At 67.4% G+C, this 19,502-nt stretch carries 20 protein-coding genes; 11 read left to right on the top strand and 9 right to left on the bottom strand.

Annotation, left to right across the window (positions count from 1 at the left end):
- Positions 1–2 precede the first annotated feature (2 nt).
- The 3 genes from phaR (at position 3) to hslU (ending at position 2,740) form a co-directional block, all read left to right on the top strand.
- Positions 3–566, top strand: a complete 564-nt coding sequence (gene phaR, locus QE360_RS03515) for a polyhydroxyalkanoate synthesis repressor PhaR (protein WP_309699331.1) — start codon at positions 3–5, stop codon at positions 564–566.
- A 323-nt stretch (positions 567–889) separates the two neighbouring features.
- A complete protein-coding gene (hslV, locus tag QE360_RS03510; protein ID WP_058744342.1) occupies positions 890–1,432 on the top strand; it encodes an ATP-dependent protease subunit HslV in 543 nt (180 codons plus the stop codon).
- 12 nt (positions 1,433–1,444) lie between these two features.
- On the top strand, positions 1,445–2,740 hold the full coding sequence (gene hslU / locus QE360_RS03505; RefSeq protein ID WP_309699328.1) for an ATP-dependent protease ATPase subunit HslU: 1,296 nt from the start codon (positions 1,445–1,447) through the stop codon (positions 2,738–2,740).
- Positions 2,741–2,910: 170 nt separating this feature from the next.
- On the opposite strand, the gene QE360_RS03500 is transcribed toward hslU, so the two are convergent.
- From QE360_RS03500 to murC, 8 genes are all read right to left on the bottom strand, one after another.
- Positions 2,911–3,276: a DUF6491 family protein gene (locus tag QE360_RS03500; protein WP_309699326.1), complete on the bottom strand. Its 366-nt coding sequence runs from the start codon at positions 3,274–3,276 to the stop codon at positions 2,911–2,913.
- Positions 3,276–3,704 carry a hypothetical protein gene (locus QE360_RS03495; protein WP_309699325.1) on the bottom strand — a complete coding sequence of 143 codons (429 nt, stop codon included), beginning with the start codon at positions 3,702–3,704 and terminating at the stop codon, positions 3,276–3,278. The genes QE360_RS03500 and QE360_RS03495 overlap by 1 nt, the downstream gene beginning before the upstream one ends.
- Positions 3,705–3,741: 37 nt before the next feature.
- Positions 3,742–4,458: a hydroxyacylglutathione hydrolase gene (gene gloB / locus QE360_RS03490; RefSeq protein ID WP_309699324.1), complete on the bottom strand. Its 717-nt coding sequence runs from the start codon at positions 4,456–4,458 to the stop codon at positions 3,742–3,744.
- Between the two features lie 10 nt (positions 4,459–4,468).
- Positions 4,469–4,885, bottom strand: a complete 417-nt coding sequence (locus tag QE360_RS03485) for a VOC family protein (protein WP_309699322.1) — start codon at positions 4,883–4,885, stop codon at positions 4,469–4,471.
- A 121-nt stretch (positions 4,886–5,006) separates the two neighbouring features.
- Positions 5,007–5,777 (bottom strand): tetratricopeptide repeat protein, encoded by a 771-nt coding sequence (locus tag QE360_RS03480; protein WP_309699320.1) that lies wholly within the window; start codon positions 5,775–5,777, stop codon positions 5,007–5,009.
- Positions 5,774–6,505 carry an alpha/beta hydrolase gene (locus QE360_RS03475; RefSeq protein ID WP_309692503.1) on the bottom strand — a complete coding sequence of 244 codons (732 nt, stop codon included), beginning with the start codon at positions 6,503–6,505 and terminating at the stop codon, positions 5,774–5,776. Before QE360_RS03475 ends, QE360_RS03480 begins: the two co-directional genes overlap by 4 nt.
- 86 nt (positions 6,506–6,591) lie before the next feature.
- The gene (locus QE360_RS03470) at positions 6,592–6,846 is read right to left on the bottom strand and encodes a DUF6356 family protein (RefSeq protein WP_307102750.1); all 255 of its coding nucleotides are present in this window, start codon (positions 6,844–6,846) and stop codon (positions 6,592–6,594) included.
- A gap of 79 nt (positions 6,847–6,925) precedes the next feature.
- Complete coding sequence (murC, locus tag QE360_RS03465; protein ID WP_309699317.1) at positions 6,926–8,317, bottom strand: glutamate ligase domain-containing protein; 1,392 nt, start codon at positions 8,315–8,317, stop codon at positions 6,926–6,928.
- Between the two features lie 73 nt (positions 8,318–8,390).
- Between murC and QE360_RS03460 the strand changes: the two genes are divergently transcribed.
- The 6 genes from QE360_RS03460 (at position 8,391) to infC (ending at position 14,046) form a co-directional block, all read left to right on the top strand.
- The gene (locus QE360_RS03460) at positions 8,391–9,206 is read left to right on the top strand and encodes an LD-carboxypeptidase (protein WP_309699315.1); all 816 of its coding nucleotides are present in this window, start codon (positions 8,391–8,393) and stop codon (positions 9,204–9,206) included.
- A gap of 23 nt (positions 9,207–9,229) precedes the next feature.
- Positions 9,230–9,988: an SIMPL domain-containing protein gene (locus QE360_RS03455; protein WP_309699313.1), complete on the top strand. Its 759-nt coding sequence runs from the start codon at positions 9,230–9,232 to the stop codon at positions 9,986–9,988.
- 239 nt (positions 9,989–10,227) lie between these two features.
- Entirely contained in the window at positions 10,228–10,425 is a 198-nt protein-coding gene (locus QE360_RS03450) for a general stress protein (protein ID WP_307102756.1), read from the top strand.
- Positions 10,426–10,542: 117 nt separating this feature from the next.
- Entirely contained in the window at positions 10,543–11,292 is a 750-nt protein-coding gene (locus tag QE360_RS03445) for an EAL domain-containing protein (RefSeq protein ID WP_309699311.1), read from the top strand.
- A gap of 102 nt (positions 11,293–11,394) precedes the next feature.
- The gene (thrS, locus tag QE360_RS03440; RefSeq protein ID WP_309699309.1) at positions 11,395–13,398 is read left to right on the top strand and encodes a threonine--tRNA ligase; all 2,004 of its coding nucleotides are present in this window, start codon (positions 11,395–11,397) and stop codon (positions 13,396–13,398) included.
- Between the two features lie 114 nt (positions 13,399–13,512).
- Positions 13,513–14,046 (top strand): translation initiation factor IF-3, encoded by a 534-nt coding sequence (infC, locus tag QE360_RS03435; RefSeq protein ID WP_037569087.1) that lies wholly within the window; start codon positions 13,513–13,515, stop codon positions 14,044–14,046.
- 574 nt (positions 14,047–14,620) lie between these two features.
- Here infC and QE360_RS03430 read toward each other — a convergent pair.
- Positions 14,621–17,365, bottom strand: coding sequence for a [protein-PII] uridylyltransferase (locus QE360_RS03430; protein ID WP_309699307.1), 2,745 nt, complete (start codon positions 17,363–17,365; stop codon positions 14,621–14,623).
- A gap of 263 nt (positions 17,366–17,628) precedes the next feature.
- Here QE360_RS03430 and QE360_RS03425 point away from each other — a divergent pair, with 263 nt between their 5' ends.
- Together QE360_RS03425 and QE360_RS03420 are read left to right on the top strand one after the other, a co-directional pair.
- Positions 17,629–18,903, top strand: coding sequence for a glutamate-5-semialdehyde dehydrogenase (locus QE360_RS03425; protein WP_309699305.1), 1,275 nt, complete (start codon positions 17,629–17,631; stop codon positions 18,901–18,903).
- A complete protein-coding gene (locus tag QE360_RS03420) occupies positions 18,900–19,499 on the top strand; it encodes a nicotinate-nucleotide adenylyltransferase (protein ID WP_309692534.1) in 600 nt (199 codons plus the stop codon). Before QE360_RS03425 ends, QE360_RS03420 begins: the two co-directional genes overlap by 4 nt.
- The last annotated feature ends 3 nt before the right edge of the window (positions 19,500–19,502 follow it).

The following is a 19,502-nucleotide window of genomic DNA, read 5'->3' as shown; positions in this document are numbered from 1 at the left end:
CCATGAAAAAGCAGGCAGCGGACGGCGTCGTGATCGTCAAGAAATATGCGAACCGGCGGCTCTACAACACCGAAACCTCCTCCTACATCACGCTCGACCATCTGGCGGCGATGATCCGGGCGGGGCGCGACTTCAAGGTGGTCGACGCCAAGACCGACGAGGACATCACCCATAATGTCCTGACCCAGATCATCATGGAAGAGGAAAGCCGGGGCGAGACGATGCTGCCGGTCAATTTCCTGCGCCAGCTGATCTCGATGTACGGCGACTCGATGCAGGCGGTGGTGCCCGGCTATCTGGAGGCGTCGATGGACAGCTTCCGCCGCAACCAGGAACAGTTCAAGTCCGCGGTCGAGGGCGCGTTCGCGGGCACGCCCTTCGCCGACATGGCCAAGCGGAACCTGGCGATGTTCGAGGCGGCGACGCAGGGGTTCAAGCCCGGTGCGCCCGCCCCTGCACCCGCGCCCGCCCCGGCGGCTCCTGCGTCCGGCAGGGACGACGAGATGGCGGCGCTGAAGGCGGAACTAGCGGCGCTGAAGGACAAGATCGAGAAGCTGGGGGAGTAAGCCCCGACCGCCGTTCAGCCTGAGCGAAGTTGAAGGCCATGCGGAAACGGTGACCGCCGCGCACCTTTGTCTTCCTCTCCTGCAAGGGGAGGGGGAGCAGCGGAGCTGGTGGAGGGGTGTCCCCGGTCGCGAGCGCGGCAGCACCTCTCCAACCGGGACACCCCTCCGTCAGGCCTTCGGCCTGCCACCTCCCCCCGCAAGGGGAGGAATGAAAATATGGCCTTCGACTTCGCTCCGGCTGGACGGAGGTCGGGAAACTCCCTCCATTGAACCCGCGCCCACCCGCATCCATATCGCCGCGCATGAGCGGGAATGAACACGCCATGCCCACCTGGCATGGCACGACGATTTGCTCGGTGCGCCGTGGCGGCCGGGTGGTGGTGGCCGGGGACGGTCAGGTTTCGATGGGCCAGACGGTCATGAAGCCCAATGCGCGGAAGGTCCGGCGCCTGGGCGACGGATCGGTCATCGGCGGCTTTGCGGGGGCGACGGCGGATGCCTTCACCCTGTTCGAGCGGCTGGAGGCCAAGCTGGAGCGTCATAACGGCCAGCTGCTGCGCGCCGCGGTCGAGCTCGCCAAGGACTGGCGGACCGACAAGTTCCTCCGCAACCTGGAGGCGATGATGATCGTCGCCGACAAGGACGTGACGCTGATCCTGACCGGCAATGGCGACGTGCTGGAGCCGGAGAACGGCATCTGCGCGATCGGGTCGGGCGGAAATTACGCGCTCGCGGCGGCGCGCGCGCTCGTCGATTACGAACAGGATGCCGAGACGATCGCGCGCAAGGCGATGGCGATCGCCGCCGATGTCTGCGTCTACACCAATGACCGCGTCACGCTCGAAGCCATCGACGGCGCGCAGTAATTTAGGGTTCCCATGAACGACCAGTTGACCCCCAAGGCGATCGTCGCCGCGCTCGACGCGCATATCATCGGCCAGGCCGACGCCAAGCGCGCGGTCGCCGTCGCGATGCGCAACCGCTGGCGTCGCCAGCGGCTGGGCGCGGACCTGCGTGACGAGGTGACGCCCAAGAACATCCTGATGATCGGTCCGACCGGTTGCGGCAAGACCGAGATCAGCCGCCGTCTGGCCAAGCTGGCCGATGCGCCCTTCGTCAAGGTCGAGGCGACCAAGTTCACCGAGGTCGGCTATGTCGGCCGCGACGTCGAACAGATTGCGCGCGACCTGGTCGAGGAAGCCATCCGGCTGGAAAAGGAACGCCGCCGGATCGCGGTGAAGGACAAGGCGGAAGAGGCGGCGATGAACCGCCTGCTCGATGCGCTGGTCGGCAAGGATTCGAGCCATGCGACGCGCGAGGCCTTCCGCCAGCGCTTCCGCGACGGCCATCTCGACCAGACCGAGATCGAGATCGAGCTGGAACAGGCCCCGGCCATGCCGTTCGAGATTCCCGGCGCCGCGCCGCAGATGATCAACCTGTCCGAGATGATGGGCAAGGCGTTCGGCGGCCAGCCGCTCAAGCGGCGCAAGCTGACGGTCGGCGCGGCCTGGACCAAGCTGGTCGAGGAAGAGGCGGACAAGCGGCTCGACCAGGACGAGGTCAGCCGCGCCGCGCTGGCGGATGCCGAGGCGAACGGGATCGTCTTCCTGGACGAGATCGACAAGATCGCCGTGTCCGACGTGCGCGGCGGCTCGGTCAGCCGTGAGGGCGTGCAGCGCGATCTGCTGCCGCTGATCGAGGGCACGACCGTCTCGACGAAGTACGGCCCGATGAAGACCGACCATATCCTGTTCATCGCGTCCGGCGCCTTTCATGTCGCCAAGCCGTCCGACCTGCTGCCCGAGCTTCAGGGCCGGTTGCCGATCCGGGTCGAGCTGAAGGCGCTGACCGAGGGGGATTTCGTCGCGATCCTGTCGGATACCAAGGCATCGCTGCCTGCGCAGTACAAGGCGCTGATCGGCACCGAGGGGGTGGACATCTCCTTCACCGAGGACGGCATCGCCGCGATCGCGCGCATCGCGGCCGAGGTGAACGCGCAGGTCGAGAATATCGGCGCGCGGCGGTTGCAGACGGTGATGGAGAAGCTGCTCGAGGATATCAGCTTCGAGGCGGAGGATCGTCAGGGTACGGTGCTGACCGTCGATGCGGCCTATGTCGACCAGCAGCTGTCGGCGGTGGCGCGCAATACCGATCTCAGCCGGTTCGTTCTGTGATCCCGGGGTGAGGGCTCGGTGAGGCACCGTGGCCCTCCCCCATCCCCTCCCGCTTGCGGGAGGGGCGAGCCAAGACCGTCATTGGCGGATAGATCGAACCCTTCGATCTTGCCGCTCCCCTCCCGCAGGCGGGAGGGGGTGGGGGAGGGCAGGGCCCCGGGCGACACCGCCTATTTCTTCACCCGGTCATAGGGCACGAACCCGTCGAATACGCACCATTGCGACGGGATCGACATGCCCTGTTGCAGCACCCGGAACCGGTCGTTGCGGCAAATCTGCGAGCCCCAGCGTTCGACGATCAGCGTGTTGAACGGCTGGAGCCCCGGACATTGTCCGCGCACCTTGGCGCGCCACATGCGCTGGCCGCCGCCATTGATGACGATCGTGTCGTTGTCATAGATGGACGGCCCCGACATGGCGGTGGTGGTATCGACACACTTGGCGGGCGGCCCCGCGACCCGGCCCGCAAAGGGATCGGACTTGGCCGCCACCAGGCTCAGCCCCAGCGCGACGAGCGGAAGGATGCGCCAGCGCATCACCGGGCCTTCCGATAGGGGGTGAATTCGCCGAAGCTGCAACTGCCGGTGAAGAAGCCCGATGCGCGGTCGACGGTCTGCGCGATATCGCCCGAGCAGAGCTGGCCGGTGGTGGTGCGCGTGACGAAGATGTTGTTGCCCTGTCCGCCGACCCCGTCGCAGCCGCCCGAGGTCTGGCTGACATATTTCAGATTGGGCGACACGGTATAGACGATGGTCGGGCCATAGGAGCGGACCTGCTGCGTCCGATACTGGCTGATGCACTGGGTCGGCGATCCCGGCGTCAGGCCGCGCAACGCCTTGTCCAGATCGGCCTTCTCGTTTTCGGCCCGTTGTTCGATCCGCGCCTTTTCCGCCGGGGTCAGCGTACAGCCCGCCAACGCCACCGCCGGAACAAGCACCGAAAGCCATGTCGCGATACGCATCATTTCGTCTCCTTCGATCAGCGTCTCCCGTAGCTAGACGTTAACCTCTGAACGCATCCTTGGCTGCACGTCTCTCGGCCAATTCGTCGGCATCGACCGAACGCAGGAACGGATTGGTGGCGCGCTCCAGCGCGATGGTCGTCGGGACGGTGGGCTCGCCCTGTTCGCGCATCGCTTCGACATCGGCCAGCCGGGCCGCGATCGCCGCATTGTCCGGCTCGACCGTGGCGGCGAAGCGTGCGTTCGACAGCGTGTATTCGTGTCCGCAATAGACCCGCGTATCCTCGGGCAGCGCGGCGAAACGGCGCATATTGGCGTGCATCTGCGCCGCCGTCCCCTCGAACAACCGGCCGCATCCCATCGCGAACAGCGTGTCGCCGGTGAAGATCACCCCGCGATCGGCCAGGTGGAAGGCGATATGCCCCGCCGTATGCCCCGGCACCGACCAGATGACGGCCTGCGCATGGCCGACCGCGATCCCGTCGCCTTCCTCCAACAGCGTATCGAGCCCTGCGATCCGGTCCGCCTCCGCCGCCGGCCCCGCGACCGTCGCGCCCGCGGCGCGCAACGCGGCCGCGCCGCCGACATGATCGGGATGCCAATGGGTCAGCCAGACCTGCCCGATCGTCCAGCCGCGCGCGGCGGCGGCGGCGGCCACCGGCCCGGCCTCGCCCGGATCGAGCGCCACGGTGTGCCCGGCATCGTGGATCAGCCAGGCATAGTTGTCGGACAGGACGGGGACTCGGACGATTTCCATGAACGGCGCCTTACCAGCTTCCGACATTGGGCATCGAGGCCCAAGGTTCGGTCGGGGGCAGCGCACCGTCCTGCAACAGCTCGATCGAGATGCCGTCGGGCGTCTTGACGAAGGCCATATGCCCGTCGCGCGGCGGGCGGTTGATCGTGACCCCGGCGTCCATCAGCCGCTGGCAGGTGTCGTAGATATTGTCGACTCGGTAGGCCAGATGCCCGAAATTGCGCCCGCCGCCATAGATTTCGGGGTCCCAATTATGGGTCAGCTCGACCTCGGCGCGGCCTTCGTCCCCCGGCGCGGCCAGGAAGATCAGCGAGAAGCGGCCACGCTCATTGTCGATCCGTCGCACCTGTTTCAGCCCCAGCAGCTCGAAGAAGCGGATGCTGGCATCGGGATCGCTGACCCGGATCATGGTGTGAAGATAGCGCATCGTGTCTCCTGCCTGGGAATAGAGGGGCGGCGCACCGGTCGCGGGAGGCGATAGCCGCCTCGACCGGATCACCGTCCTACCCGCAACGAATCCGTTCCACCTTGACCTGCGATAAGCGGCGTCAGCGGCTCTGGAACTGGGCCAGGGCCTTGGCGGTCAGGCTGCGGATCGGGCTGTCGGCGGGGGCCAGCCGCGCGGCCTCGCTCCACGCCTTGCGCGCGCCCGCCTCGTCGCCGCTGGCTGCGGCGATATTGCCCGCTTCCAGCTGGACATTGGCATCGTCGGCGGAGCGGGCCAGCGCCTGGGCGATGTCCTTCTGCGCGCGGGGGAGGTCGTTCATCCGCCGGGCCAGCGTCGCCGACAACAGCCAGGCGAGCGGGTCGCCGGGCACGTTGGTCAGCGCGGCGTCCAGATCGACGCGCGCCGCCGCCATCTGGCCGTCGGCGACCAGCGCGCGGGCGCGGTCGAGCTGCACCTCGCCGCGTGCGAAGCCGGTCAGTTCGCCCGCCCCCAGCGCGGCGTCGAGCGCGGCGCGCGCCTTGACGGCGTTGCCCGCCGCCAGCTGGGCATTGCCCGCCTGCGCCCAGTAATTGGCGGCGCGGACGTCATGCGCCGTCTCGGCCGCGCGCGCCGCCTGCTCGAAGGCGCTGGCCGCCGCCACCCAGTTGCGCTCGGTCGCATAGGCGAGCCCCAGGCATTGCTGCGCGAAGAATCCGCCCCCGGCCAGCTGCCATCGCGCCGCCTCCGCATGCGCCGTCCCCGGATCGCGTTCGGCCAGGGTGACGCAGCGTTGATAGCGCGCCTCGCGCGGGTCGGCGGGCAGGGCGGGCTTGGTCACTGCGGGAGCCCCGGTCTGAACCAGCGCGGCGAGCGCGAGGGGGAGAAGGATCATAGACGGCTCAACACTTCCTCGACGCTCCGGATCAGCAGCGCGATGTCGGCCTCGCGCGACAGCCGATGATCGCCATCCTTGATGAGGAGTGTCTGCACATCGGCTGAACGGAACAGCCCGGCCAGATGCGCGGTGCGGTGCCACGGCACGTCGCTGTCCGCCATCCCCTGGAGCAGCCGGACGGGGCCATCGAACTCGATGGGGGCGAAGGTCAGCCGGTTCGCCTCGCCCGAGGACCAGAAGCGGCGGGTATAGAGGGTGGGCGCGGGGCCATAGGGGTTGGGTCGCTCCAGCCGCCCTTCCTGAAGGATCGCCATCTTCTCCTCGGGCGAGAAACCCCAGTCGGTGAAGTCGGGCGCGGGGGCGATGCCGACCAGCGCCTTGACCTGGGTCGGCCGGGCGCGCGCGGCCAGCAGCATCAGCCAGCCGCCCATCGACGATCCCACCAGCACGGCGGGGCCGGGCACGACCGTATCGAGCATCGCGATGACGTCGTCGCGCCAGTCCGCCAGTGCCTGATCCTCGAACGCCCCCTCCGACTCGCCGCAGCCGCCATAGTCGAAGCGCAGGAACGCCCGCCCGTTGGCCTTGGCCCATTGTTCGAGCGCCAGGGCCTTCGACCCCTGCATGTCCGAGGCATAGCCCGGCAGGAAGACGATCGCGGGCGCTTTGCCCGGCGTCCAGTGATGGGCGAGCCTGGGGCGCGGCGGGGCGGGGGTGTCGGTCATGCGCGGGATTTAGGGGATGGAGGAAACAATGGAAACCCATGGGCTTATCCTCCCCTCCGTTCGGCCCGAGCGGAGGGGAGGGGGCTTCAGATCACATATTCCACGCTTTTCATCTGCGCCTGCGCCGCCTGGACCTTGCGACGCTTGGCCACCATCTCGGCATGGAGCCGTGCGATCGTGTCGCTGCCGGTCGTGGTGCACAGCCCCGGCACCACCGCATGGACCAGCGCGCCCAGGCCGCCGGCGATCATGATCCCCCCGAACCGCGCCGCGACGCCGAAATGCTGGACATAGCTCTCGCCGACGCTTTCGGGATGCTCGGTAAACAGGCGGCGGAACATGACAGGCGTTCTCCTATGGCTGTTTGCGCTGATCCTATCATGGCGGTGGGGATTGGCCAAATGACGAAGGGGAGGCCCTTTACCGGCCCGCCAGCCGCTCCATCATGTCCTGCGCCAACAGGCTCAGCGTGTCGTCGCGCGCGCCCATTACCACGATCCGGTCGCCCGGCCGTGCCTCCGCGACCAGCGCCTCGGCGGCCTCCGCCCGCTCGGCGATATGGCGGGCATCGACGCCGCGCGCGCGCAGGTCGGCGACGATGTCGGCGCTCGTCACCTCGCGCGCGACCGTGCCGCCGAAATAGGCCGGGTCGGGCAGCGCCAGCACGTCGCCGGGCTTCATCCGCGCGGCGATGCTGTCGACCAGTTCGCGGCGCATGACCTTCAGCGGGCTATAGCCATGCGGCTGGAACAGGACCAGCAACCGGCCCGGAAAGGCGTGGAGCGTGTCCAGCGTGGCGGCGATCTTGTCGGGGTTGTGGCCGAAATCGTCGATCACGGTCACGCCGTTCGCCTCGCCGACCTTCTCGAACCGGCGCTTGAGCCCGGTGAATCGCTCGACCGCGCGGATCGCGTCGATCAGGGGCACCCCCGCCGCCACGCTCGCACCGATCGCCGCCAGCGCGTTGGAGACATTGTGGCGGCCCGGCACCGACAGCCGGACATGATAGCCCGCGCCCCCCGTGATCAGGTCGAAGCCGATCGCAAAGGGTTCGGGCTTCAGCGCCTCGGCCACCAGATCGCCCGCCCCCTCGACCGCGAAGGTGGTCAGGTTGGGGATGTCCGCCAGCAGCGCCGCCGTCTCGGCATCGCCCGCATTGGCGACGACATGGCGTGCGCGCCGGGCAAAGCCGCCGAACAGGTCGCGCAATTCCTCCAGCGACTTGTGGTCCAGGCTGACATTGTTCAGCACCGCGATGGCGGGGTCGTAAAAGGCGATCGAGCCGTCGCTTTCGTCCACCTCGCTGACGAACGCCTCGCCGCCGCCGACCAGCGCGCTGGCAAAGGGGCTGTCGGGCGAGACGAAATCCTTCATCACCGCGCCGTTCATCGCGGTCGGGTCGCGCCCCGTCTCGTGCAGGATGAAGGCGATCATGCCGGTGACGGTCGACTTTCCGCTGGTCCCGGCGACGCCGATGGGCAGCGCGCTGTCGTTGAACAGCCCCGCCAGCATCCGCGCCCGGGTGGCGCGCACGCAGCCCAGCCGGTTGGCGGCGACGATGTCGGGCACCGTCTCCTCCACCGCCGCCGAGGCGATCACCAGCTGGTCGGCCGACACCACGCCCGACCCGTCCTGCGGGAACAGCGCGATGCCCACCCGGCGCAGCGCGTCGAACTTGGCCGCGACCCGGCCCTGGTCGAGCCCCCGGTCGGAACCCGAAACCGCCCAGCCGCGGGCGCGCAGGATCATGGCAAGCGGCATCATGCCCGATCCGCCGATGCCCACCAGAAAACAGGAATTGCCGTTGTCCATGGCGTCACGCTATCGGCGAGATGGCGGTGCAGGGCAATGCCCGGCCGGACGAGCGACTGGAGGGACGCAGGACATGAAGATCGGAATCCTCGCCCCGGCCAGCATCGGCAACCCCGCCGCCGAGGCGCCGGTCAGCGCCTTCGCCGCGATCGCCTATCCGGACGTCGACCTGATCTTCCACCCGCAATGCTATGAGCAGGACGGGCATTTCGCCGGGTCCGACGAACGCCGCGCCTCGGCCTTTCTCGAATTCGCCAACGATCCCGGCATCGACGCGATCTGGTTCCTGCGCGGCGGTTACGGATCGAACCGCATCCTGTCGCGGGTCATGCCCCATCTGAACGCGGCGGCGGGGCACAAGACCTATATCGGCTATTCCGATCTCGGCTTCGTGCTGGCCGCGCTCTATGCCCGGCGGATCGGGCGGCCGGTGCACGGACCGATGGCGAGCGACATACGGCGCCAGCATGGCGACGTGACGGTGGCGCGCTCGCTCGGCTGGCTGACCGGCGGCGACCGGCAGGGGCTGGAGCCCGGCCTGGACGGACGCCCGGCGGCGGCGTTCAACCTGTCGATCCTTCACGCCCTGATCGGCACGCCCTGGCTTCCCGACCTGACCGACCATGTCCTCATCGTCGAGGAGGTGTCCGAGCATATGTATGCGATCGACCGGATGCTGTTCACCATGGCGAACGCCACCCAATTGAAGGGCGTGGCGGGCGTCCGGCTGGGTGCGGTCAGCAATGTGCAGGAAAATGAACCGGAATGGGGCGAGACGCTGGAGTTCATGATCCAGCGCTGGTGCACCGACATGGGTGTGCCCTATCTGGGGCGGGCACGGGTCGGGCACACCCAGGACAATCATCTGGTGCCGTTCGGAATCGTGTGACGCCATAAAAAGGGAGGTCTGACGTGAAAGCAACGACGGTCGGAATGCTGATGCTGCTATCGGCAAGCGGAGCCATCGCGCAGACGACGGAGCCGCCCCAGATCCGGGTCTCGGGCACCGGCACGGCCAAGACGTTGCCCGACCGCGCCACGGTCGGGTATCGCGTGCGGGGCGAGGGCACGACCTCGGACGAAGCGACCGCCAGGCTGCGCGACACTGCAAAGGTCATTCGCACCGGCGTAGAAGGATTGCTGCGCGGCGAAATGGAGCTTCATTCGACCGATTTCGACATCGTGCCCGTCCGGTCGCGCGAATGCACGCAGAACAGCTATGGCCAGGCGCAGCTCTCGACGGGGCCCTGCGCGATCCTGGGCTATGTCGCGACCATGCCGGTGTCGATCGATACGCCGCGCATCAAGGACGCGGGAACGCTTGTCGGCTTGATCGGGCGCCTGGGTGGCCTCGACGCCGGATTGCAGCGTTTCTGGCTGAAGGATGACAGGGCGGCGCGGCAACAGGCGATGCAAGCCGCGCTGGCCAGCGCCAAGGCACAGGCCCGGCTGATCGCCGAAAGCTCGGGCGCCAAACTCGGTGCGCTGCTGCGTGTTCAAGATGGGAGCTTTGCCGACACGACGATCATCGTGTCCGCGGCTCGCGCGGATCAGGCACCTCCACCGCCGCCGCCTCCGCCGCCCGCGCCCGAGGCCATCCGGGTCGATCTGGCCCCCATGCCGATTTCGACCAACGTCAATGTCGTGGTGGCGTACGCTATCGATCAATGATCCGGCGTTCGGTGGGCGATAGGAACCGGTGATCGCCCACCGTCCGTTCGCGATGGGACTGTCGCACGCCTGATACGGATAATGATCTGGGTCAGAATGGTCGCCGGGGACGCCGCTTCGCTCCATAAACCAGATCACGTTCATGCTCTTATGCAGAATAATATTATCCGTTCCTTTTCAGAAACTTGATGGGCCTCAATATCGTCTTTGGGCTGCGGGGGCGCAGTAGGAGAGATAAGATGGCCAACAGCAATGGCGGCGGCGGCCGCGAGAACAATCCGGGCAATTTCGCCAATGATCGCGAAAAGGCCTCCGAAGCCGGGCGCAAGGGCGGCCAGGAAAGCGGCGGCAACTTCAAGAACGATCCGGAGCGCGCCGCCGAGGCGGGGTCGAAGGGCGGACAAGCCAGCCATGGCGGCGGCGGCCAGGGTAGCTGACGCTTCGACGCGCCAATTGAGGGCGGCGGTGGAGTCGGACCACCGCCGCCCTTTTTCTTTTGAAAACCTGGGATGGGGAGGCTGTTAACTATTCGCGGATACCCTAAGGGCATGGAAATGCGCAAAATCTGTAGCGGATGCCGGGACGGTATCGATTTCGACATCCCGTTCACGATGGCATTCCAGCCGATCGTCGACACGATGACCGGACGTCCCTTCGCCTATGAGGCGCTGATCCGCGGCCTTGGGGGCGAGGGGGCGTATAGCGTGCTGTCGCAGGTGACCCAGGTCAATCGCTATTCCTTCGACCAGGCGTGCCGGGTCAAGGCGATCGAGACAGCGATGGCGGCAGGGATCATGGACGGCGACGCGCGATTGTCGATCAACTTCCTGCCCAATGCCGTCTATTCGCCGATGGCCTGTATCCAGCTGACCCTGCGCACCGCCCAGGCCGAAGGCTTGCCGATCGACCGGCTGATCTTCGAATTCACCGAAAACGAGGAGATGGGCTCGCCCGAGCATGTCGGCGGGATCATCGACACCTATAAGCAGATCGGCTTTTCGGTCGCGATCGACGATTTCGGCGCGGGTCATTCGGGGCTCGACCGCTTCGTCCGCTTCCGGCCCGACGAGGTGAAGCTCGACATGGAGCTGGTCCGTGGCATCGACACCGATCCCCGCCGCCGCGCCATCGTGCGCGCGATGGTCGGCATGTGCGCCGAACTCGACACGCTGCTGATCGCCGAGGGGATCGAAACCGCCGCCGAGGCCGGGGCCTTGCGGGACCTGGGCGTGCGCTATCACCAGGGTTACTGGTATGCGCGCCCCGCGCTGGAGACGCTGCCCGGGGTTCAGGGACGGGCCTGAGCCACCCCATATACGCCGCCGGGATTCTTCCCTATAGAGCCGCGCTGTGCCCGCCGATCCCGCGCAGGCGCATCATCCGCACCTATCGAAGAGAGTTGTTCCATGTCCGCGATGTTCCGTATCACGCTGCCCGACGGTTCCGTCCGTGAGGTCGCGCCCGGAACTACCCCCGCGGACATCGCCGCCGCGATCGGGCCGGGGCTGGCCAAGGCGGCGATCGCCGCGCGCGTCGATGGCGAGCTGCGCGACATCATGCGCCCGTTCGAGGGCGACTCCGCGCTGGCGCTGGTGACCGCCAAGGACGAGGCCGACGCGCTCGAACTCGCGCGCCACGATTATGCGCATGTGCTGGCCGAGGCGGTGCAGGCGCTGTTCCCGGGCACGCAGATCACCTTCGGTCCCGCGACCGATGACGGCTTCTATTACGACTTCGCGCCCAAGGATCGCCCCTTCACCGAGGAGGACCTGCCCGCGATCGAGGCCGAGATGCGCAAGATCATCGCGAAGGACGAGCCGCTGATCCGCGAGGTATGGACCCGCGAGCAGTTGATCGAACGCTGGACCGCGCAGGGCGAGACGTTCAAGGCGCAGTGGGCCGCCGAGCTGCCCGATGACGAGGAACTGACCGTCTATCGCGCCGGCAAGGGCGAGGACGCCTGGCTCGACATGTGCCGGGGGCCGCATCTGGCTTCGACCGGCAAGCTCGATCCCAACGCCTTCAAGCTGACCCGCGTGTCGGGCGCCTATTGGCGCGGCGACCAGAAGAACGCGATGCTCAGCCGCATCTACGGCACCGGCTGGCTGAACAAGAAGCAGCTGGCCGAGCATCTGACGCGCTTGGAAGAGGCCGCCAAGCGCGACCATCGCAAGCTGGGCAATGAGATGGACCTGTTCCATCTCCAGCAGGAAGCGCATGGCTCGGTCTTCTGGCATCCCAAGGGCTATCGCATCTGGCGCGAGCTGGAGGCCTATATGCGCCGCGCGATCGACTCGACCGGCTACCGCGAGGTCAAGACGCCGCAGGTGATGGACGCGCGCCAGTGGGAGCAGTCGGGCCATTGGGGCAAGTATCGCGAGAATATGTTCGTCATCCCCGACGAGGTGCCGAACACCGAGGACGAGGGCCCGCTGGTCTCGGACGATGCGCAGTGGATGGCGCTGAAGCCGATGAACTGCCCCGCGCACGTCCTGATCTTCCGCCAGGGGATCAAGTCCTATCGCGACCTGCCGCTGCGTCTCTATGAGAATGGCTGCTGCCACCGCAACGAGCCGCACGGCGCGCTCCACGGCCTGATGCGCGTGCGCCAGTTCACCCAGGACGACGCGCATATCTTCTGCCGCGAGGACCAGATCGTCGAGGAAGTCCGCGCCTTTTGCGAACTGGCGGACCGGATCTACAAGGATTTCGGCTTCACCTATTCGATCAAGCTGGCGCTGCGCCCCGAAAAGCGTTTCGGCACCGAAGAGATGTGGGACCAGGCCGAAGAGGAACTGCGCAATGCGGTCGTCGCGGCGGGGCTCGCGACCGAGCAATATGGCTGGGAAGAGCTGCCGGGCGAGGGCGCCTTTTATGCGCCCAAGCTGGAATGGCATCTGACCGACGCGATCGGCCGGACGTGGCAGGTCGGCACCATCCAGTCCGACCGCGTCCTGCCCGAGCGACTCGACGCGTCGTACATCGGCGAGGATGGCGAGCGGCACCGCCCGATCATGCTCCACCGCGCGATCTTCGGCTCCTATGAGCGGTTCATCGGCATCCTGATCGAGCATTATGCGGGCCGCTTCCCCGTCTGGCTCGCGCCTGTCCAGGCGGTGGTCGCGACCATCGTGTCGGATGCGGACGGATACGCGGAAGAGGCGGCGGCCAAGCTGGCGGCGGCGGGCATCCGGGTCGAGACCGATCTGCGCAACGAGAAGATCAACTACAAGGTGCGCGAACACTCGGTCGCCAAGGTTCCCGTGCTGCTGGTCGTCGGCAAGCGCGAGGCCGAGGAAGGCAAGGTCGCCGTCCGCCGTCTGGGTAGCCAGGCGCAGGAGGTGATGACGCTGGACGAGGCCATCGCCATGCTGCGCGAAGAGGCGACCCCGCCCGATCTGCGCGGCTGAAACGGCGCGACGTAAAGGAAAGGGCGGGACGTTTGTCTCGCCCTTTCAAATTTGTGCCCGATCGCTTATATTGAAATCGCAATTGCCACAGGAGAAATACCCATACGTCCTCCCATGATGCGCCGTCCGATGCAGGCGCCGCCGATGAACGGTCCTCGGTTCAACGAGTGGATTCAAAGCCCCAAGGTTCGCGTGATCGACCATGAGGGCGAGAATCTTGGCGTGATGTACACGCGCGAGGCGATGGCCCAGGCCCAGGAACTCGGCCTCGATCTGGTCGAGGTGTCGCCCAACGCCGATCCGCCCGTCGCCAAGTTCCTCGACGTCGGCAAATATAAGTACGAGGCGCAGAAGAAGGCGAACCTCGCCCGCAAGTCGCAGAAGACGCAGGAGATCAAGGAGATCAAGATGCGTCCGAACATCGACGACCATGATTACGACACCAAGATGAAGAAGGTGGTCGAATTCATCGGCGAGGGCGACAAGGTGAAGGTCACCATGCGCTTCCGCGGTCGCGAGCTGAGCCATGGTCAGCTGGGTATGAACGTGCTCCAGCGCGTCGCCGAGCAGGTGGCCGAGGTCGCCAAGGTCGAAGCCTATCCGCGCATGGAAGGCCGCCAGATGCTGATGGTGCTGGCCCCGAAGTGACCCGGATCGACTCGGGGGCGTGAGCCCGCCGGGTGATGGCATCGAAAGACCCCGGAGCCCTTTGGGTTACCGGGGTTTTTCTTTGGAGGCGCGGAGCGGTGAAACCGCGTGCGGGCACCGAATTGTTGCTCCACGCTCCGTTCAGCCTGAGCGAAGTCGAAGGCCAAGGGAATCCCACGCCTCACGCGACTTGGCACGCGCCGGGGCTGCACTTCGACTTCGCTCAGTGCGAACGGGTGGGGGATGAGCGGCTTCGTGGAAGGCGGAGGAAAGGTCCCGGTAGCCTAAATTCATTCCTCCCCTGCAAGGGGAGGGGGACCAGCGAAGCTGGTGGAGGGGTGTCACCCGTCGCGAGGACAGGTCATCTCTTCGGCCGAGACACCCCTCCGACTGGCCTTCGGCCAGCCACCTCCCCTTGCAGGGGAGGAAGATATTCCGGTTCGCCAAGAGCAACCTCTACGCCCTCCGTGCCCCTGCGCGAACCTCCGTTCGCAATGAGCGAAGTCGAAGTGCATGGGAAAGCGCCGGACCCTTGGTACCTTCGACCTCGCTCATCCCAACCGGCGCGCAGATATCACGCCGCCACCTCCAGCACTTCCCCCGCCGCCGCGCCGAGCAGCCTTTTCTCCAGCGTCTTCAGCCGCCCGCCATTGGTGATCTGGTCGCCGGTCAGGTCGGTCAGGTAGAAGACGTCGACCGCGCGCTCGCCATAGGTGGCGACATGCGCCGAGTGGATCGTCACCTTCGACTGGAACAGCGCATGGGCGAGCTGGTTGAGCAGCGCCGGGCGGTCGCGCGCATGGACCTCGACCACGGTGAAGCGGTTGGAGGCGCGATTGTCGATCAGGACATTGGGGGCGATCGGAAAGGCGTCCGCGCGCGGACGGACCGAGGGCTTGGCGACCAGCCGGTCGGCCAGCTTGCTGCGATTGGCCAGCGCATCCTCGATCGCGCGGCGCAGGCGGCCCAGCTGGCCCGGATCGTCGAACGGCCGCCCCAGCGGATCCTGCACCAGGAAATTGTCGATCGCCATGCCGTCGCGCGTGGTGTGGATGCGCGCGTCGATGATGTTGCCGCCCGCGACATGGATTGCTCCCGCGATGCGGTAGAACAGCCCCGGATGGTCGGCGGCATAGATGGACACCAAGGTCGCGCCGCGCTCGCCATAAACCTGCGCATCGATCGACAGCTGCGCATCGCCCGCCGCCGCCATCTGGCGCGCATTATGCGCCAGCACATCCTCGGGCTCGGCGATCCAATAGGCTTCGGGCAGGCGGCGGACATGCGCGGCGAACTGCGCCTCGGGCCAGCCCAGCGTCTCGCGCAGCCGTTCCTGCTTGGCCGTGATCCGCTCGCCCCGGCCACGCTGCTTGTGGCCGAGCCGCAGCACCTCCTCGGCGGCGTCGTAGAGATCGGCGAGCAACTGGCGCTTCCACCCGTTCCACGTCCCCGGCCCGACCGCGCGGATGTCGACGATGGTCAGCAGGAGCAGCAGGCGCAGTCGCTCGGGGCTCTGCACCGTTTCGCAAAAGTCGAGGATCGTCTTGAAGTCGGACAGGTCGCGCTTGAACGCGGTCGCCGACATCAGCAAATGCCAGCGGACCAGCCACGCCACCGTTTCGGTCTCGGCCTCGCTCAGCCCCAGCCGGGGGCAGAGCCGCTCGGCGACTTCGGCACCCAGGATCGAATGGTCGCCGCCACGCCCCTTGGCGATGTCGTGGAGCAGCACCGCGACATAGAGGACGCGCCGCGACACGATCTGGTCGATGATCGCTGAGGCGACCGGGTGTTCCTCGACCAGTTCCTGCCGCTCGATCTTCGCCAGCAGGCCCAGCGCGCGGATGGTGTGCTCGTCGACCGTATAGTGATGGTACATGTCGAACTGCATCTGCGCGACGACGCGGCCGAAATCGGGCACGAAGCGGCCGAAGACCCCCGCCTCGTTCATCCAGCGCAGCACCAGTTCGGGGTCGTGGCGGCTGGTCAGCACGTCGAGGAACAGCGCATTAGCCCTGGGGTCGCGGCGGATATCGTCGGCCAGCTTGGCGTCGCGCGACGCGGCGCGCATCGCCAGCGGATGCACCTCCAGCTCATAGCGGTCGGCGAGCTGGAAGATCTCGATCAGCCGGACCGGATCCTCCTGAAAGAAATCGTCGCGCGGCAGGGCCAGCCGCCCGCGATCGAGGACGAAGCCGTTCAACCGGCGCGGTCGCCTGCGGATCGTGGGCAGGCCGAAGCGATGCCCGCGCGCCGCGAACCGCTCGTCCAGATGCGCCAGGAAGGCGCCGGTCAGCGCGCCGACCGTCTTCACCTGGAGGAAATAGAGCTGCATGAACCGCTCGACCTTGGCCTTGCCGGGCCGGTCGGAAAAGCGCATCCGTTCGGCGATCTGGCGCTGCACGTCGAAGGTCAGCCGGTCCTCGGCGCGGCCCGTGATGGTGTGGAGGTGGCAGCGCACCGCCCAGAGAAAATTATCGGCGCGGTGGAATTGCCGATATTCCTCGCGGGTGAACAGCCCGCGCTCGATCAGGTCGGCGGCGCGGTCGACGTCATAGACGTACTTCCCGATCCAGAAGAGCGCATGCAGGTCGCGCAGGCCGCCCTTGCCCTCCTTGACATTGGGTTCGACGACATAGCGGGTGTCGCCCATCTTGCGGTGGCGCAGGTCGCGCTCGGCCAGCTTGTCGGCGATGAACTGGCGGTGCGAGTCGGTCTGGATCTCGGACTTGAAGCGGCGTGAGGCCTCTTGATACAGTGCCTGGTCGCCGCACAGGAACCGCCCTTCGAGCAGCGCGGTGCGCACCGTCACGTCGGCGCGCGCCTGGCGGATCATCTCGTCGATCGAGCGGCTGGAATGGCCGACCTTCAGTCCCAGGTCCCAGAGCGAATAGAGCATCGATTCGATGACCTGCTCGGCATGCGGCGTCTGCTTGAAGGGCGTGAGGAAGCCGATATCGACGTCCGAATAGGGGGCCATCTCGCCCCGGCCATAGCCGCCCACCGCGATCAGGGTCAGCCGCTCGCCCGCCGTGGGGTTGCTGAGCGGGTAGAGCGTCTCGGTGGTGAATTCGAACAGCAGCTTCAGCACCTGATCGGTCAGATAGGCCTGTGCGGCGGCCGCCTCCAATCCGCGCGAGGGGTGGAGGGACAGCCGCCGCGCCACCTCCTGCCGCCCGGCGTCGAGCGCGGCGCGAAGGATCGGCGTGACCTGCGTCCGCCCTTCCGGCCCGGTGATGCCCAGCGCCGCCACCTGCTCGGCAAGGGCCCGGCGGTCGACGATGGCGCGGCGGTTGGGGAGGGATTCGAAACGGCTGTGCATGGGGCCTTCATAGGGACTGGTGATGAACAAATGGAGAGGGGCTTCGGCAGAAGCGGTGGGAATGCCCCTCCACCACCCGGCTGCGCCGGGCGGTCCCCCTCCCCAAGCCATGCTTGGGGAGGAATGATGTCGCCCAAATCCTCCCCAAGCCGTGCTTGGGGAGGGGGACCATGCGCAGCATGGTGGAGGGGCGCGGCCCGCTCTTTCCACCGGCCAAGATTCCCATGCTTGGGCCCGCCGCCCGACCATGATACCGCCGCGCCATGGCCGACCATCACGACATGCCCGCCCTGATCGCCGACATGGGCCGCCGCGCCCGCACCGCCGCGCAGACGCTGGCGCAGATGCCGACCGCCGCCAAGGCGCAGGCCCTGCGCGCCGCCGCGCAGGCGATCCGTCAGGACAGCCCGGCGATCCTGGCCGCCAATGCGCAGGATGTCGCGGCAGGCGCGGCGAACGGTCTGTCCCCGGCGATGCTCGACCGGCTGAAACTGGACGAGGAGCGGATCGCGGGCATCGTCGCGGGCGTCGAGGCGGTGGCGGGGCTTCCCGATCCGGTCGGCGAGCGGATCGACGAGCGGACGCGGCCCAACGGCCTGAACCTGTCGCGCATCCGCGTGCCGGTGGGGGTGATCGGCATCGTCTATGAAAGTCGTCCCAACGTCACGGTCGATGCCGCCGCGCTGTGCGCGATGGCGGGCAATGCCGCGATCCTGCGCGGTGGCTCGGAGGCGGTGCACAGCAACCGCGCGCTCCATGCCGCCTTCGCCCGTGGCTGGACGGCGGCGGGCGGTCCGGCGGACGCGGTGCAGCTGGTCCCCACGACCGACCGCGCGGCGGTAGGCGCGATGCTGGCGGCGGACGGGCTGATCGACCTGCTGATCCCGCGCGGCGGCAAGAGCCTGGTCGCGCGGGTCCAGGCCGAGGCGAAGGTGCCGGTGCTCGCGCATCTCGACGGGATCAACCATGTCTATGTCGACGGCTCGGCGGACCATGCGATGGCGACACGGATCGTGCGCGACGCCAAGATGCGCCGTACCGGCATTTGCGGCGCGATGGAGACGTTGCTGATCGACCGCGCCTATTGCCACGCCGCCGAACTGGTCGCCGCGCTGATCGATGCGGGCTGTACGGTGCGCGGCGACGATGCGGTGCGCGAGATCGTGCCCGGCCTGGAGGCGGCGAGCGCGGAGGACTGGGACACCGAATATCTCGATGCGATCGCCAGCGTCGGGCTGGTCGACGGCGTGGCGGGCGCGATGGCGCATATCGCCGCGCACGGGTCGCACCATACCGATGCGATCGTGGCCCAGGACGAAGCCGTCGCCGAGCGGTTCCTGGCCGAAGTGGACAGCGCGATCGTGCTGTGGAACGCCTCGACCCAGTTCGCCGATGGCGGGGAGTTCGGGCTGGGGGCGGAGATCGGCATCGCGACGGGGCGTCTGCACGCGCGCGGGCCGGTCGCGCTCGAGGGGCTGACGACGTATAAATGGGTCGGGCGGGGCACGGGCCAGATCCGCGCCGACGCGCGGGGATGAGGATCGGACTGCTTGGCGGGTCGTTCAATCCCGCCCATCGGGGGCATCGGCGCATCTCGCTGGACGCCATGCGCGCTTTGGGGCTCGACGAGGTGTGGTGGCTGGTCTCGCCCGGAAACCCCCTGAAGGACGGGGCGGGGGACATGGCGCCCTTCGCCGCGCGGCTGGCCTCGGCCGAGCGGATGGCGCGCCGCGCGCCGATCCGGGCCAGCGCGATCGAGCGGGAATTGCACACCCGCTATACCCTCGACACCGTGCGCGCGATCACCCGGCGCTACCCCGGCCATGACTTCATCTGGCTGATGGGGGAGGATAATCTGCGGCAGTTTCACCGGTGGCGCGGATGGCGATCGATTGCGCGCGCGATCCCGATTGCGGTTATCGGCCGTCCGGGGTACAATGCCGCCGCCCACGCGACACCCGCGCTGGGCTGGTTCAGGCGTTTCCAGAGGCGTCCGGGCCAGGCGAAGAACTGGACGATGTGGAGTTTGCCGGCCTTCGTGCTGCTGCGCTTCCGCCCCGACCCGACTTCCGCCACGGGCCTTCGGGCCCGCGATCCGGACTGGTTTCGGCATATGGGCCGAAACGTCCCCTGAACA

This window comes from Sphingomonas sp. SORGH_AS_0789, from assembly GCF_031453055.1.
GTDB lineage: Bacteria > Pseudomonadota > Alphaproteobacteria > Sphingomonadales > Sphingomonadaceae > Sphingomonas.
Note: the sequence above shows the minus strand (reverse complement) of the source record. Positions and strands in the feature narration are given on the sequence as shown.